Origin of the sequence: Acutalibacter sp. 1XD8-33 (genome assembly GCF_003612555.1) — a bacterium.
Taxonomy (GTDB): Bacteria; Bacillota; Clostridia; order Oscillospirales; family Acutalibacteraceae; genus Acutalibacter.
Genome location: NZ_RAZF01000010.1, coordinates 108,753 through 123,453, shown reverse-complemented (window position 1 = coordinate 123,453; position 14,701 = coordinate 108,753). Strand labels below are relative to the sequence as shown.

17 protein-coding genes, 1 tRNA gene and 1 pseudogene are annotated in these 14,701 nt (G+C 50.4%); 12 read left to right on the top strand and 7 right to left on the bottom strand.

Annotated features, from left to right (window positions below):
* Positions 1-114 precede the first annotated feature (114 nt).
* The 10 genes and pseudogenes from D7X94_RS09230 to D7X94_RS09190 all read left to right on the top strand — a co-directional run bounded on the left by D7X94_RS09230 (position 115) and on the right by D7X94_RS09190 (position 5,898).
* Complete coding sequence (locus D7X94_RS09230; RefSeq protein ID WP_120427420.1) at positions 115-303, top strand: helix-turn-helix domain-containing protein; 189 nt, start codon at positions 115-117, stop codon at positions 301-303.
* A 7-nt stretch (positions 304-310) separates the two neighbouring features.
* Complete coding sequence (locus D7X94_RS09225) at positions 311-523, top strand: hypothetical protein (protein ID WP_120427419.1); 213 nt, start codon at positions 311-313, stop codon at positions 521-523.
* A gap of 6 nt (positions 524-529) precedes the next feature.
* A pseudogene (fic, locus tag D7X94_RS09220) lies at positions 530-1,131 on the top strand (protein adenylyltransferase Fic).
* A 42-nt stretch (positions 1,132-1,173) separates the two neighbouring features.
* Positions 1,174-1,662: a hypothetical protein gene (locus D7X94_RS19130; RefSeq protein WP_243111241.1), complete on the top strand. Its 489-nt coding sequence runs from the start codon at positions 1,174-1,176 to the stop codon at positions 1,660-1,662.
* Entirely contained in the window at positions 1,628-2,032 is a 405-nt protein-coding gene (locus tag D7X94_RS19125; protein ID WP_243111240.1) for a Fic family protein, read from the top strand. Before D7X94_RS19130 ends, D7X94_RS19125 begins: the two co-directional genes overlap by 35 nt.
* Positions 2,033-2,063: 31 nt before the next feature.
* Positions 2,064-2,237, top strand: coding sequence for a winged helix-turn-helix transcriptional regulator (locus D7X94_RS09210; RefSeq protein ID WP_158590970.1), 174 nt, complete (start codon positions 2,064-2,066; stop codon positions 2,235-2,237).
* 74 nt (positions 2,238-2,311) lie between these two features.
* Positions 2,312-2,719, top strand: a complete 408-nt coding sequence (locus tag D7X94_RS19850; RefSeq protein WP_120427417.1) for a DUF262 domain-containing protein — start codon at positions 2,312-2,314, stop codon at positions 2,717-2,719.
* A 159-nt stretch (positions 2,720-2,878) separates the two neighbouring features.
* On the top strand, positions 2,879-4,096 hold the full coding sequence (locus D7X94_RS09200) for a site-specific integrase (protein ID WP_158590969.1): 1,218 nt from the start codon (positions 2,879-2,881) through the stop codon (positions 4,094-4,096).
* Positions 4,093-4,833, top strand: coding sequence for a tyrosine-type recombinase/integrase (locus tag D7X94_RS09195; protein WP_120427415.1), 741 nt, complete (start codon positions 4,093-4,095; stop codon positions 4,831-4,833). The genes D7X94_RS09200 and D7X94_RS09195 overlap by 4 nt, the downstream gene beginning before the upstream one ends.
* A 21-nt stretch (positions 4,834-4,854) precedes the next feature.
* The gene (locus D7X94_RS09190; RefSeq protein ID WP_120427414.1) at positions 4,855-5,898 is read left to right on the top strand and encodes a tyrosine-type recombinase/integrase; all 1,044 of its coding nucleotides are present in this window, start codon (positions 4,855-4,857) and stop codon (positions 5,896-5,898) included.
* A gap of 321 nt (positions 5,899-6,219) precedes the next feature.
* Here the strand turns inward: D7X94_RS09190 and D7X94_RS18160 are convergent, their stop codons facing one another.
* The 3 genes from D7X94_RS18160 to D7X94_RS19500 form a co-directional block, all read right to left on the bottom strand.
* Complete coding sequence (locus D7X94_RS18160) at positions 6,220-6,720, bottom strand: hypothetical protein (protein ID WP_147401694.1); 501 nt, start codon at positions 6,718-6,720, stop codon at positions 6,220-6,222.
* A gap of 435 nt (positions 6,721-7,155) precedes the next feature.
* Positions 7,156-7,554, bottom strand: coding sequence for a hypothetical protein (locus D7X94_RS09180; RefSeq protein WP_120427412.1), 399 nt, complete (start codon positions 7,552-7,554; stop codon positions 7,156-7,158).
* 9 nt (positions 7,555-7,563) lie between these two features.
* Positions 7,564-7,863, bottom strand: a complete 300-nt coding sequence (locus D7X94_RS19500; protein ID WP_120427411.1) for a helix-turn-helix domain-containing protein — start codon at positions 7,861-7,863, stop codon at positions 7,564-7,566.
* Here D7X94_RS19500 and D7X94_RS09170 point away from each other — a divergent pair.
* Complete coding sequence (locus tag D7X94_RS09170) at positions 7,765-8,184, top strand: hypothetical protein (RefSeq protein ID WP_199715055.1); 420 nt, start codon at positions 7,765-7,767, stop codon at positions 8,182-8,184. The two genes, D7X94_RS19500 and D7X94_RS09170, sit on opposite strands and share 99 nt — an antisense overlap.
* A gap of 30 nt (positions 8,185-8,214) precedes the next feature.
* Complete coding sequence (locus D7X94_RS09165) at positions 8,215-9,201, top strand: restriction endonuclease (protein ID WP_120427410.1); 987 nt, start codon at positions 8,215-8,217, stop codon at positions 9,199-9,201.
* Between the two features lie 109 nt (positions 9,202-9,310).
* Here D7X94_RS09165 and D7X94_RS18430 read toward each other — a convergent pair whose 3' ends face one another.
* The 4 genes from D7X94_RS18430 to D7X94_RS09150 all read right to left on the bottom strand — a co-directional run bounded on the left by D7X94_RS18430 (position 9,311) and on the right by D7X94_RS09150 (position 14,320).
* Positions 9,311-9,472: a hypothetical protein gene (locus D7X94_RS18430; protein ID WP_158590967.1), complete on the bottom strand. Its 162-nt coding sequence runs from the start codon at positions 9,470-9,472 to the stop codon at positions 9,311-9,313.
* A 24-nt stretch (positions 9,473-9,496) separates the two neighbouring features.
* Positions 9,497-9,573, bottom strand: a tRNA-Arg gene (locus tag D7X94_RS09160).
* Positions 9,574-9,614: 41 nt separating this feature from the next.
* Positions 9,615-11,531 carry a glycoside hydrolase family 13 protein gene (locus tag D7X94_RS09155; RefSeq protein ID WP_120427409.1) on the bottom strand — a complete coding sequence of 639 codons (1,917 nt, stop codon included), beginning with the start codon at positions 11,529-11,531 and terminating at the stop codon, positions 9,615-9,617.
* A 350-nt stretch (positions 11,532-11,881) separates the two neighbouring features.
* Positions 11,882-14,320, bottom strand: a complete 2,439-nt coding sequence (locus tag D7X94_RS09150; protein ID WP_120427408.1) for a glycogen/starch/alpha-glucan phosphorylase — start codon at positions 14,318-14,320, stop codon at positions 11,882-11,884.
* Between the last annotated feature and the right edge of the window lie 381 nt (positions 14,321-14,701).

Sequence of the window (14,701 nt, the reverse complement as noted above, 5' to 3'; positions counted from 1 at the left end):
CTTTTCTTCCCTGTTTCCATTTGCATTCCTTGATTTTGACTCCCTTTTATCCGTTTTTCAGCAGACACTAATTATACTGTATTTTTATATCTACTCGGAAGTGAGGGTATATAAATGGACTTAAACATTGAACGCTGGTACTCGATGAAAGAAATTCGTGAATATCTCGGTGTCAGCCGTGACACCATTTTTGCTTGGATTGAAAAAAGAGAGAGGCCCGCCACAAAAATCGGCAGGCTGTGGAAATTTAAAATCAGCGACGTTGACGCTTGGATGAAATCCGGCGTTGCGGCAGATAAGTAAGGGGTACATGCTGAACGAAGAACGCTTAAACTCTTTTGAAAAAATGCTTTCCGATATTCTTGTGCGATACGACTCTGTGATAGAAAAAATGGCGGCGCTCAAGGCTGAGGGCAAGGAGAAAACCGTTACCTACCGCCGGCTTTTTGCCGATAAACTGCAAATGCAAGCAATTTCATCCTATTACCGCACATGTGGACTTTTAGACAACGATAGGAAATAACGCAATATGGCACTTGAAAATAAATTAGGGCTGACAAGTTCTGCCGACTTTGCCCGAGAAGAACGAATCAGCAAGAAAAAGCAGCGGAACTTTTTGAAAATGGAATTCTCAATCAATTAGCAGCTGGGGAATTTTCTGTTCTCAAGGCTATTCATAAATACCTTTTTGAAGAAATCTACGACTTTGCCGGAAAACTCAGAACGGTAAACATTGCAAAAGGTAATTTCCGTTTTGCGCCTGTGATGTATTTGGAAGCGGTACTTGAAAATATTGATAAAATGCTGCAGTCTACCTTTGATGAAATCGTAGAAAAGTATGTGGAAATGAATATCGCCCACCCCTTCAGAGAAGGAAATGGGCGCAGCACTCGTATTTGGCTCGATTTAATTTTTAAGACTGAGCTTCACAAAGTTGTTGACTGGAGCAAGGCCGATAAAGAAGATTATCTGCTCGCTATGGAACGCAACCCGATTAAAGATATTGAAATTAAACACATTCTCAAAAATGCCTTGACCGATGACATCAACAGCCGTGAGGTCTATATGAAAGGCATTGACCACAGCTACTACTACGAAGGATATACGACCTTTAAGACGGAAAAATTATGATAACGAAATGAGATGAAAATATGCCCGATAAAAATTGGCAATTTGAACTTGAAGAATAATATAAAGCAGGGTGAGCTTGAAAGAGCCGAAAAAAGTGAAGCTTGGCAAACGGCTATTGGCTTACAGGCGGTTGACGGACTCAATACGTCTGAATATTTGCTGGATACTGCAAAGGATCACATTGAGGGAAAAATCACCATAGATGAGGCTCAGAAGCGTATTCACAGCTATTACGAGCAGAAATCTACACGCACCGAAACGAAAAACGAAACCAAAGAGGCAGATATTGTATCCGCAAGAATAACAAAGTTTTTGGGCAAAAAAGCGTTTCAGTTTTCTCCTGCTGAGTGGATTACCATTCACCGCAGATTGTTTGAGGGTGTATTCGATCACACCGGTAAGATTCGTCAATATAACATTTTGAAAAAGGAATGGATACTGAATGGTGAAACGGTTATCTACGCTGATTTCAACAGCATAAAAGATACTTTGGATTATGATTTCGCCATCGAAAAACAGTTCTCTTATTGAAGGACTGTCGGTTGAAGCAACGGTAAAGCACCTCGCAAAATTTGCATCGGATATTGGACAGATTCATCCCTTTGGAGAGGGTAATACAAGAGCTACCGCCGTGTTTATGATTAAATATATGAAAGCCTCTGGGTTCCGTGTCAATAACGATGCGTTCCGTGAAAATTCTTGGTATTTCCGTAATGCATTGGTTCGTGCAAATTATAACGATTTGCAAAAAGGCATTCATTCTACCACGAAATTTTTGGAATTGTTTTTCGCCAATCTTCTGCTTGATACAAACCACGAACTAAAGAACTGCTATATGCATGTTGATTTTGTGGATGAAAGCGCGCTACAAAACGCCACTTTTAAAACTCCAAAGTTGTAAATTTGGCACTTTGAACTATACTTTGGAAGACTTGGCACTTTTAGAACTAATCGTAAAAAACCCTACTGCTAAGCAACAGGATTTTGCAGATGCATCAGGCAAATCACTTAGAACGATCAAAAGACTGATGAAATCTCTACAGGAAAAGAACCATATCCGCCGTGAAAGCGGCAAACGCTACGACAAATGGGAAGTTTTGGTTTGAATCACTCCCAGATGGTATGCATTCTATGAAACAAAACCCGTAACAACTATACGGAGAAATTATTATGGCTAAGAATCATTGAACCCAAACTCAAGAAAATAGGTGATTATTTCAAATTTGAGGAAGATACTATTTTCACTATACCGGACTACCAACGTGCGTATTCTTGGGGTGTTGATAATTGCGATAAACTGTGGCAGGACATTAATGATTTTGTTGAAAGTGAAAGCAAGGACAGATATTTCTTCGGAACGATTATAATTAACTGTCAGGACAATGATACAAAGTACGGTCTTATCGATAGTCAGCGGAGAACGACTACCTTCTTGTTACTGTTAAAAGCCTTACTTGTCAGAATTAATGTTGCAATTAATAGAATCGCTAGTGACGAGGATTCTGCCAGTTTGTGTCGTGGCTTACAGGAACGCAGACGTAGAATTATGGGAATTTTATATAAAGTTGAAACGCCTGCTAATGTTTAGCTCAACATCACTGTGCTAATGTAAAGTGATAAATAATGTAAAGTCACCTCCTTCAAACGCCAGAAATGCTGAAAAATTCATCGCTAAACTCAACATAATTCTTTACACTTTTATTGGATGGATCATCCCATCACAATAAAATATGGAGGTTTTTACGCGATGAAAGAAACAAAAAGTACGCCAGCCGCAGATATCCGCGAGCTGGTCACAGCGGTTAAGGCACAGATGTCCGAGCTTGGCTACAGCCAGTACACCATTGACCGCATGGACGCGGTGTGGAAGAATCTGGCATCCTACTGCGAGGAACACAATGATGGCCTGCTGACAGCGGAATCGGCACGGTGCTTTGTCTGGGACATATACGGCGCTGTCCTGGGCGAAAAGGATACATCACAGAACGTCAACAGGGCCGTCCACATACTGCTGGACTTCCAACAGTTCGGCATGATCTTTAAGCAGTCCCACATGACTCTGAAGTCCTTTTCAGATGCATTCAGCCCGCTGTTTGAAGGTTTTCTTGAAAAACTGCGCAAAGACGGCTTTGCAGAGGGCTCTGTCAGGACATGGCGCAGCCGGCTGTTCCGCTTCGAGTATTTTCTGGCAAACAGCGGGATAGACCGGTTCAGCCAGATCGAACTGCACCACCTGAACGCCTATATCGAAACGCTGGCCGGTTTTTCTTCCGGGACAGTTGGCGGGACAATCAAGCTCCTTGGAAGGCTGTCAGATTATGCCCTCGCAAACGGCTGGCACAGCAGGAGCTTTTCCGGCTCCCTGCCGGATGTGCGCCGCACACACAGCTACAGGCTGCCGACAGTGTTTACCCCGGAGGAAGTGGAGCGGATACTGGCATCCGTTGACCGCGACAATGCCCATGGGAAGCGCAACTACGCAGTGTTCCTGCTCGTTGCCCGCCTGGGCCTGCGTATCAGCGATGTCCGCCTCCTCCGCTTTGATTCCATCGACTGGCAGAACAGGCGGATATCCATTACCCAGAAAAAGACCGGCGTGCCGCTGGAGCTTCCGCTCCCCGACGATGCAGGGTGGGCCATTATCGACTATCTTAAGCATGGACGCCCGGAAACGGACTGCGGGTACATTTTCGTGCGGCACACAGCCCCGTTTGATGCCCTGAAAAACAGCTTCCGCGAAACAGTGGTGAAAGCTGTCCAGAAAGCCGGGGTAAAAGTCCCTGCGGATAAACCGGTAGGGATGCATTCTTTCCGCCACAGCATAGCCACGGCCATGCTCTCCAATGGCGCGAAGCTGACTGAGATCGCCCAGACGCTGGGCCACACAACGCCGGAAAGCACCCAGACATATATCAGTACGGATACGGAGCTGCTCCGTCAGTGTGCATTGGAGGTGGATCTATGAAAACATCCTACTTCACAGGCCCATTTGCCCCGATGTGCGAAACTTTTGTCGCCCAGAAAAGGGCCTCCGGCCTTGTATACGAACAACAGGCAATGCTCCTTAAGATGTTCGACAACTTCTGCAAAGGGTACGAGGTCCATGATTATACAATCACGAAGGAGATCGCCACCGCATGGTGCGCAAAGCGTCCGAATGAAAAAGAGATAACAAGGCACAACAGGGTTGCGGAAATGCAGCGCTTTGCGGTGTTCCTCTGTAGGCAGGGGCATCCGTCATACCTGCTGCCTGCCATCCCGAAATCCGGGGAGAAACATATGCCGTATATTTTTACCAGGGAGGAAATCGCATCCATCTTTAACCGTCTCGATAAACTTGAGCCGACCAATGTATCCCCGCACCGGCACCTCGTGTATCCTCTGCTGTTCCGGATGCTGTATGGCTGCGGGCTGCGTATTTCCGAGGCACTGTCGCTGCGCCTGCAGGATGTTGACACAGACAGCGGCACCCTTCATATCCGGCATGGCAAGAATGACAGGGAGCGCATCGTGCCGATGTCGGCCTCGCTCACCGGCCGGTGCCTCCAATACATCCGGAATGTCCACCAGGATACCCCGGAAGATATGCCTTTCTTCTATACAAAAGACAAAAAGCGCTACACAAAATCTGCCATAGAAAAAGCATTCCGCTCAGGCAGGCCTGCGAAGCGGAGCTTGGCGGGATGTATGCCGATATCTTAAAATTCCTGCCGGAGGAGGTGGATGGTACTTATGATAAAGCCGACTGATTTCGCACGCGCCCTGTCCGGCTACTTTTTTGAATACCTGCCGGTACAGAAAGGGCTGAGTGAAAACACGATCCACTCCTACAGGGATTCCATGTCAGTGTTCCTGTCCTACTGCGAAAGCGAGCGCCATCTGAAACGGGAGAAGATGGAGATCAGGGATCTTGACCGGCAGCTGGTGGAGGATTTCCTTGCCTGGCTGGAACAGGAAAAGGGCAATTCGGCCACGACAAGGAACCAACGGCGGATCGCCCTGAATACTTTTTTCAAATACCTCCAATACGAAAACCCGGAGCATGTCCTCCTCTGCCAGACGGTCTGCTCCATCCCGAAGAAAAAACAGGAAAAACATACAATCCGTCATCTCCCTGTTGAAGCCATAAAGGCAGTGCTTAAGCAGCCCGACCAGCAGTGCCACAGCGGCAGGAGGGACTCTTCCCTGCTGTGCCTGATGTATGAGGCAGGGGCAAGGATCTCAGAGATTGCCGACCTGCGCGTCGGCGACCTGTGCCTTGACAAAAAAGGGGCCATTGTGCACCTGCATGGAAAGGGCAATAAAGCCCGGTCTGTGCCTCTTATCGCAGACATTTCAGCAGCGCTGCGGCTGTACCTGCAGGATGAAAAACGGTACCGCCCCTGCCTGAAGGATGAGCCGTTATTCTGCAACCGCCATAAGGAAAAACTGACGCGTGCGGGTATTTCCTACATTTTCCACAAATATGCCGATGCAGCCAAAGCCGCTGATCCGGAGCTGTTCCCTGGGAAGGTGTACCCGCATATATTCTGCCACAGCCGTGCCATGCACTGGCTCGAAGCAGGGATAGACCTTCAATACATCAAGGACCTTTTTGGGCATGCAGACCTTACGACCACTGAGGTATACGCACAGATTAATACGGAAATGAAGCGCAAAGTTCTGGAAAGCGCCCAGCCGCCAGAACGGCCCACCGTTGAATATCCATCATGGACGGAAGATAAAAGCCTGATGGGATGGCTTGAAAGCTTCTGTGACGTCCATTAATAATCTACAGAATTATGCAAAGCCAGCAGAGTAAGATTTGCTGGTTTTGCGGCATTCAGAGAGGTGACTTTACATTATTTTTCACTTTACATTAGGAAGATATTTCGGATAAGCCCAAAGCAGCAAAAGATGCCGAAATCTGTCGTCGTGAGATTATTCCTGAAAACTACTCAATTAACGAACAATATCAAACTGAGTTAGCGACAATTCTTCAGGCAACCGATTTTGATTCGGCAGAAGTAAGAGTTACTAAAATCAAATACAAACAAAAAGACAATAGATACACTAATTTTTTTAGAATCTTTTGTGCTTCCAAAATTCTCAAAATGGCAGTTCCCCATCATCTGAAGTCAGAGCGGCGTCTAATGGGCCACGCATAAATCGGTCAATTACATTTCTAACAACAGGACTTGGTTTAACATTTCTGCAAGCATCAGTCAATGTTTCATAAAGATGCTTTAAGGCCGCATCAATCAGTGTTTCTCTCGTAGGACAGGTTCCGCACACTGGCTCCACCGAAGACGGGCTGTTATAATCACCTTCGACAAGGAAATACAACTCATAGTCCTCTCCTTGGGCCTCGGTATGTTTCACTTTCGTGAAAATCACACGAATATCATTAGCGATGTAATAAGTGAAAAAGTCTCCTGCCTGCTGAGTCTCGTGCCCTGGGAAAAAGTAGGAGTGGTAATATGGCTCTCCATTCTCGCACAAGAACAAACACTCAGAAGTTGTTCCATCATTATAGCACTCTATGCCAGTGAGCGATATGGGCGGATTTTTCTCCCAGTCAATTTTACCTTCTTCTGTATCTCTATCCAACTTTTCAATAAATTCAATGATCTTGCGCTCATTGAGGGAGAGTGAAGCAAGATCATGCAGACCAGCCTGTCGATAGATACCTCCAAAGTCTGTGCAATCGCAACGATGAGGTCAATAGTCAACTTTGAAGTGTTGTCTTCCTTGTTGGCACGGGAGAGGTACCCGCTACTGACGTCCGCCAGCTCTTCAAGTTCTCCGATTTTTTCCCCTTCTGCTTAGCCAGAAAATAGATGTTATCCAGACATCGTTTTTTGTCAAAAGGCTCCACGGCAACCGCCTCCTTTTTGGATATGCACATATATTAATATAAATTGGCCTATCGATACCAAATTCTTTCAGCCAATAGGTCGTAGCCTCCATGGAAATGTCAAAGGTCTCGACCACATCATGTACGATGGCAATGCTACGGACAAGGCTCTGTTCCCTCCTGTGCCGCTACGCTACCAATTCCACAGCGGATTTTGGCATGAGAATGGCCGAGGAGAACCGGTACCGATGCTGCTGGCTCTCCTCCAAAAGGCTGTTGTCCACAATGACAGTCCGGGCCTTTGCGCTGATATATTCAGTCAGGTTGGTCTCAGGCGACCACACAATCACCCTGCCCGTATCATTGAACACCGTCATGCCCAGATAGATGCCGTTGTGGGAAAGGTACTGGTAGTCCGTAGTCATTCCAAGGTAGCACTCGATAAAGCCCTCTATGTCTACGGGCGCAGGGTTTCTCAGAACTTCCGGCTGGAAATCCCATACATACTCTTCTCCGATTGTGTCGATTTCTTCCTTCTTCAGAACAGGGACTCCGTTCTTCTGGGTTCTGTACGAGGGCGTGTACATAAATTGCTTTTACCCCTTCCGCTTTTTCAGCTCGGCAACAAACTTCATCCACTCCTCCTCTCCCGCATCCAGGTCACGGGCGGTGCGGAGGGCGGCGGATACATACTCCCGCTCCATGATGTAGCCAGGGAGGTCCGGCGCCACGGAATTACGCTTTCTTCCTGCCAAGTCAAGCATAGTAGATTTTTCGTCTTCTGACAGGAGGAGAACATGGGAGATGAGTTCCAGCTTGTCCATTTCAGGCGGGTTGTGCCGATCCTTCTCGATGTCGCTCAAATAGGGTGCAGAGATGCCGATACGCTCCGCCATCTTGCGGAGGGGGAAAAGAAATTTGCAGACCTCTACATGAAGTCAGGGCTTTACATCACCGAAATTGTCAAACGGCTTTATCGGAGCGAGGGCCTCAAGGTCGCTTACCCCGATGAGAGGGACCGCATCCGCCACATTCTCCAGGAGCAGGTCTTTGGTATGGCTCCTACGCGCATTATCTATTTGATTGCCACAAACTATATCCTCGGTTTTGAAGAGGAACTGAAACACAGCACCCACAACTTTGTAGAGGCAGACGCGGCGGAGGCATCCAAGCTGGGGACCCTGGATGCTTTGGTTGAGCAGCATTTCGGACAATAGGCTGGCCTATTGCTGAAGGAGGGCAGGATCATGAACGAAACAAAGAGAAGGATATGGGGTATCCATACGCAGGATGACTCTCTATTTTTGAAAGACAACACCATAGCCATTGGATGGGGCGCTTTTGGCGACCTCACAGATATGGAGAATGACCGCGAGGCATTCAAGAAAAAATATGCCGAAGTGTATCCGCAGGACAAGAAAGGAGCCATTGCTCTGGCAGCGGGGATGCTTTATCGATTCCGCTATGAGGTGCAGATTGGGGACTATGTGGTGTTTCCATCGAAAAGCAACCGCGAGATAAACATTGGAATTGTTGAGGGAGAGTATCAGTACGAGGCTTCGGCGCAGGAATATGTCAATCGGCGCAAGGTAAAGTGGCTGAAACATTTGCCCAGAACCGTCTTTTCACAAGGTGCCTTGTACGAATCGGGATCGGCAATGTCACTTTTCACCATCAAAAACTATGCGGATGAGTTTTTGGCATCTCTGGATACCGGATTCAAGAAGACGGCAATGGAGGATGAGGACGAAAGCGTAGGCGCCACAGCCGAGGAGATCAAACAAAGCACCAAGGACTTCATACTGAAGGAACTTAGCCGGAATTTGAAGGGCTATGCTTTGGAGAGTTTCGTGGCTGACCTGTTGGATGCAATGGGATATCGCACAGAGCTTTCACCACAGGGCGGCGACAGCGGCATTGACATAACTGCGTACAAAGATGAGCTTCCCCCTCGGATTTTGGTTCAGGTAAAGAGCCAGGACGGAGACATTCGGGAGACCACGATTCAATCGCTGAAGGGGGCCATGCGTGAGGGCGACTACGGATTGTTCATATCATTGTCAGGCTACACAAAAAACGCAAGAAAGTATCTGGACAGCACCCCCATTATCAGAGGAATTGACGGGGATGAGCTTGCAACACTGGTTCTCAAGTATTATGAGAATCTTAGTCCCAAGTACAAAAAGGTCATTCCTCTGGAGCGAGTTTATATTCCCGTTCCTGTGGACGAATAAGTGCTGCCGAATCATATGTTGAGAATGATTTAACGCCTGCTCAAAGATTTAACGGGTTTCTGCCTTTCTCCACCTACAAACCCAAAAATCTAACGCCTTATGCAAAGTTTCAACGCATACAAACGTCCAGAACCCAGAGAAAAGCAAAAAAGCACCGCTGCAGGCCGGAGATTTCCTTGGCCCGCAGCGGTGCTTTTTCTAAAAATGTGCGAAAATCAGTCGAAAACACCCGCTTTGACATAAAAATAGGGACAGAAATCTTGATACTCATTCTATCAAAATCTCCGTCCCTACCTGGCACGCCAGAAGGGATTCGAACCCCCGACCTTTTGGTTCGTAGCCAAACACTCTATCCAGCTGAGCTACTGGCGCTTATTTCAGCTTTTCTATTATAATCCCTTTTCCAGCTCTTGTCAAGTGTTTGCTTCTATTTTCCTGCAAAATTTTATCAGCGCGCAGCTATAAGGCCGGAGCACATTTACGGTTGCCAGGCTCTCTCCCATCACCGGCTGGCCGCCGGTTAGATCTAGCTTTAGGCTCATAATGCTTTGAGGGCGCTCGCTGCGGTTTACAATCAGCAAGAGGCTGTCTCGATAAACTCCTTCTTCTCTGTCATCCTGAATAACCTGATAGCGCTCCAAAACCAATAGGTTTCCCTCTGCACGCAGGGTGCGGTAGCCTCCCCGCGCCAGAATACTCCTGTATTCCCCGCGCATTTTCCCTAACTGACGGTACCAGTCCAGCAGGTCCTGGTCCTCCCGGCCCCACGGGTAGCACGCACGGTTAAAGGGATCCCGGTATCCCTCCAGCCCTGCCTCATCGCCATAGTAAATACAGGGAACGCCGGGCAGAAAGTATTGAATTGCCGCCGCCAGTTTCAGCCGCCGGACGCCAGTCTCCCGCTGGGCCGGGCTCAGCCGCTGCCCGCTCTGCCAGTCCCTCCCCCGGCTTCCGGCAGGTTCTCCTCCCAACACGGTCAGAGCCCGTTCCGTATCATGGGTGCCGATGTGATTCATAAGCAGGCGCAGACATTGCGGCGGATAGTTTTCCGCAATATTCTCCACAGTTTCGGCAAAATCCTTGGGGTTCCCTCCCAGAAGAAAGCCCAGAATCGCGTCCCGAAAAGGGTAGTTCATCACACTGTCCAGCTGGCCGCCCAAAAGATACCGCCTGCGCACACCATAGGCAGACTTGTTGGAGGCGTCCTCCCAGACCTCGCCCAGTACCAGAGCATCGGACTTTTCCTCCTTTGCCGCTGCCGAAAGCCGGTCGATGAACAGAGCGGGCAGCTCGTCCGCCACATCCAACCGCCAGCCAGAGGCCCCCGCTTTCAGCCATTTGCGTACAATGCCCCGGTCTCCATTGATGAACTGATTATAGCTTTCGTCAGTCTCGTTCACGTTGGGAAGAGTATCAAACCCCCACCAGCTGTCATATTCGTGGGGCCAGTTTCGGAAGGAGTACCATCGAAAATAGGGGGACTCTGTGGAGTTGTAGGCCCCGGGCCCCGGGTAGCGCCCCTCCCGGTTAAAATACACGCTGTCGCTGCCCGTGTGGCTGAACACCCCGTCGATGATCACTCGGATGCCCAGCTCCCCGGCCGCCTCGCATAGAGACCGAAAGTCCGCCTCATCTCCCAATAGTGGGTCGATCTTAGAGTAGTCAGCAGTATCGTAGCGGTGGTTGGAGTGGCTTTCGAAGAGAGGGTTACAGTACAGGCAGGTGACGCCTAGTTCCTTTAAATAGGGGAGCTTCTCCTGGATGCCCCGCAGGTTCCCCCCAAAAAAGTCGCTGTTGGTCACAATTCCCCGTTCGTTAGGCCTCCAATCCGGCTGCTCATACCAATCCTCATGAAACGTCCTGCCAGAAGGGATTCCCGGCAGTTCTTTCAAATTCGCCTCTGGAGAACGGGCAAAGCGGTCTGGAAACACCTGGTACATCACGCCGCCCTCCAGCCAAGAAGGCGTTTCAAAACCAGCCTGATAAACCGTGAGCTGCCAGCGGTAGGTGCCGCCGAAGATGGCGTAGCCCCGCTCTCCCCGGGAGAGCCGCTGCATGCCCCGGCAGGTATTGGCCTCAAACTGATAGAAATACAGCCCGGCTTCCTTGGGAGTAAAATCACACTCCCACCACTCCCGGCTGTCGCCGTTCATGCCGCACCAGAACATATTGCAGACCTCCGTGAGGGTGCCCTCCTGCTCCACGATGAGCCGGGCCGCAGAGCAGCTTAGCTCTCTGGGCAGGGTGATACGGAAATGCACGGCACTGCCAGCCGCCACCGCTCCGGTGGGGCTGCGGAATTTCGGGTTTCGGGAATGGAATAGGGTCAATATAACGCAACTCCTTTTGGGGCTCTACCTGTTTATCTGGGAATATCCTGATCACATTTTTAGGGGACGATGTTTTGGCCTCCGGCGGGGAGGGGTTCCCCCCCTCCACCCCGCCAAACTTTTTGAAAAAAGTTTGGATCAAAAACTTTTACCCTGGTTAGCTTGACGCGCCCCCACGAACCACATACGCGGTCAAGGGGCGTTAGGCCCCTTGTGGGGTTTGGGGCAAAGCCCCAAGGTCTTGCCGTAGGCGGCGTAGAGTTCGCAAGCGAACTCTTCTGTGCCGCCGAAGGCCTTCCATTACTTCAAAAAAACACTTACAAAAACACGCGCTCAGGCCACTTCCCCGCTTATCCCAGGGTTTTGGCGGCCAGATTCTTCTCCGGGGGCACAGGGCTGGCACGCCAGATATTCCCCGCGTACTCCCGGATGGCCCGGTCGGCGGCAAAGCGTCCCGCTCCGGCAATGTTCACCAGAGACATCCGGTTCCACAGGTTCTGGTCATGGTAGAGGGCCTGGGCCCGTTCCTGGGCGGCCCGGTAGGACTGGAAGTCTGCCAGAGCCATGTAGCGGTCCTGCTGAAGCATAGCCCGGTAGATGTCCCCGAACTGCTTGCCCCCGATTCCCTGATTCAGCGCGTCCAAAGCCCGGCGAATCTGCTGGTCATGCTGATAATGCTGGGTAGGATGATAGCCTGTGCGCTTCAGCTCCTCCACCTGACTGGCCGTCATGCCGAAGAGCAGGATGTTCTCGTCGCCCACAGCTTCATGAATCTCCACATTGGCCCCGTCCAAAGTGCCTAGGGTGATGGCGCCGTTGATCATGAACTTCATGTTGCTGGTGCCGGAGGCCTCTGTACCCGCCAGAGAGATCTGCTCGCTGATCTCCGCCGCAGGGGTAAGTAGCTCCGCCCAGGTGACGCAGTAGTTCTCCACGAAGATCACCTTCATCTTCTGGTTCACCCGCTGGTCGTTGTTGATGGTGTGGGCCAGGGCGGCGATGAACTCGATGATCTGCTTGGCGAAATAGTACCCCGGCGCGGCCTTGGCCCCGAAGAACCAGGTGTGGGGGGTAAAGTCCGCGTTGGGATTGTCCAGCAGCCACTGGTAGGTGGCCAGGATGGACAGGGCGTTCATGTGCTGACGCTTGTACTCGTGCAGGCGCTTCACCTGTACGTCGAAGATGCTGTCCGGATCCACAATGTCCCCCTGGGTGCGCTTGAGGTGGCTTGCCAGCCGCTCCTTGTTCTGGCGCTTGATCTTCTGAAGCCGCTCCAGGACAACGGAGTCATTTTTATATTTAACCAGACCGGAGAGCTTATCCGCATCGTAGATATAGTCTTTGCCGATGAGCTCGGTAATCAGTCCCGCCAGCTGGGGGTTGGACTGGTTCAGCCAGCGGCGGTGCGCGATGCCGTTGGTCACGTTCCCGAATTTTTCAGGCTCCTCCACATAGAAATCGTGGAACACGTCCTCCTTGAGGATATCGCTGTGCAGGGCGGAGACGCCGTTGACGCTGTGGGAGCCGATCACCGCCAGGTTGGCCATCTTCACGTAGCCGTTCTGAATGGGGGCCATGCGGGCAATCTTGCCGTGGTCCACACCCTTATACTTCATCTCCTCCCAGAAGCGGCGGTTGATCTCCTCAATGATCTGGTAAATTCTGGGCAGGCGCATGCGCATCAGGTCCGCCTTCCAGGTTTCCAGGGCCTCGCTCATTACGGTATGGTTGGTATAGGCCACCGTGCGCTTGACAATATCCCAGGCCGCCTCCCAGCTATAGCCGCACTCGTCCAGCATCACCCGCATCATCTCGGGAATCGCCAGCACAGGATGGGTATCGTTCAGGTGAATGGCGCAGAGCTGAGGCAGCTCGTCCAGATTGCTGTGAGCAAAGAGGTGCCGGCGGATAATGTCCTGGACAGAGGCGGACACCAGGAAGTACTGCTGAGAGAGGCGCAGCAGCTTGCCCTCTGTGTGATCGTCCTCGGGGTAGAGGACCTTGGTGATCACCTCCGCCATGGTCTGCTGCTCCATGGCCCGCATATAGTTGCCGCCCCCGAAGAGGCTCATGTCAAACTGGTGGTTCTCCGCCTTCCACACCCGCAACAGGCTGATGCCCCGGCCGTCCATACCGGAGACGTACAGATCAAAGGGCACGGCGGTGACGGTGGTGTAGTCCTTGTGTTTCACCGCGTGGTACTGGTCGTTCCAACGCTCTTCAATGTGGCCGTCGAAGTGGACTTCCACGGAGTTGTCGGGTACTTGCTGCATCCAAACGGAGCCCCCCGGCAGCCAGAAATCCGGCAGCTCAGTCTGCCAGCCCTCCACCAGCTTCTGGCGGAACAGGCCGTATTCATACCGCAGAGAATAGCCCATGGCAGGATATCCCTGGGTGGCGAGGCCGTCCAGGAAGCAGGCCGCAAGCCGCCCCAAGCCGCCGTTGCCCAGGCCCGCATCCGGCTCCTGGTCGTAGAGATGGTCCAGCTTGATGCCATATTCCGCCAGGGCCTGGCGCACATTGTCCTCCATGCCCAGATTGCACAGGTTGTTGCGCAGAGAACGGCCCAGAAGGAATTCCATGCAGAGATAATAGATCCGCTTTGTCTCGGTGCTTTCGGCGTTCTGGTTAAACTCCGCCCGGCCCTTTGCCATCAGTTCCCGGACAATCAGGGCTACGGCTTTATAATATTCCTCGTTCGTAGCGTTCTGCAGAGAGACGCCAAAGGTATGGGACAGCTTATCCCGAATAGCCTCCTTAAGCTGCGCGACAGATAGATTGTAATTCATGAGCATGCCTCCATGTTGAAAATCTGTGTAAACTATGAAAAATTTTTCGTATGCTTGGTAAATCCCAGATGTCAATGTATGAATTATACACTAAATTCCTCAAAAAAGCAACTACTCCAACGCGCAAATTTTCATTTTCGGAAAAATGCCTTTCCTGGCCCTTCCAGCGGCCGCCGCACCCCAGAGACTATTTTTTCTTTGTGTTCATACATATAATTATAATCTCTCCATTTTAAAATTTGCCTTATAGAATCGAAATAAAAAGAATTTTTTTGCGGCCCAAGCCGGAATTTTCCTGGAGACAAAAACACGACGCTGCCTCTTCTCCAATGCCTGTTGACACAATTTCAAAAGCGGGATATAATGAAAAGGCAAAAAATT

Excerpts from the sequence above, each read along its gene's own strand:
- D7X94_RS09230 (WP_120427420.1), top strand. The coding sequence starts at position 115 with ATGGACTTAAACATTGAACGCTGGTACTCGATGAAAGAAATTCGTGAA.
- D7X94_RS09225 (WP_120427419.1), top strand. The coding sequence starts at position 311 with ATGCTGAACGAAGAACGCTTAAACTCTTTTGAAAAAATGCTTTCCGAT.
- D7X94_RS19125 (WP_243111240.1), top strand. The coding sequence starts at position 1,628 with ATGATTTCGCCATCGAAAAACAGTTCTCTTATTGAAGGACTGTCGGTT.
- D7X94_RS09200 (WP_158590969.1), top strand. The coding sequence starts at position 2,879 with ATGAAAGAAACAAAAAGTACGCCAGCCGCAGATATCCGCGAGCTGGTC.
- D7X94_RS09195 (WP_120427415.1), top strand. The coding sequence starts at position 4,093 with ATGAAAACATCCTACTTCACAGGCCCATTTGCCCCGATGTGCGAAACT.
- D7X94_RS09190 (WP_120427414.1), top strand. The coding sequence starts at position 4,855 with ATGGTACTTATGATAAAGCCGACTGATTTCGCACGCGCCCTGTCCGGC.
- D7X94_RS09180 (WP_120427412.1), bottom strand. The coding sequence starts at position 7,554 with ATGTACACGCCCTCGTACAGAACCCAGAAGAACGGAGTCCCTGTTCTG.
- D7X94_RS09170 (WP_199715055.1), top strand. The coding sequence starts at position 7,765 with ATGGGAGATGAGTTCCAGCTTGTCCATTTCAGGCGGGTTGTGCCGATC.
- D7X94_RS19500 (WP_120427411.1), bottom strand. The coding sequence starts at position 7,863 with ATGGCGGAGCGTATCGGCATCTCTGCACCCTATTTGAGCGACATCGAG.
- D7X94_RS09165 (WP_120427410.1), top strand. The coding sequence starts at position 8,215 with ATGAACGAAACAAAGAGAAGGATATGGGGTATCCATACGCAGGATGAC.
- D7X94_RS18430 (WP_158590967.1), bottom strand. The coding sequence starts at position 9,472 with ATGAGTATCAAGATTTCTGTCCCTATTTTTATGTCAAAGCGGGTGTTT.
- D7X94_RS09150 (WP_120427408.1), bottom strand. The coding sequence starts at position 14,320 with ATGAATTACAATCTATCTGTCGCGCAGCTTAAGGAGGCTATTCGGGAT.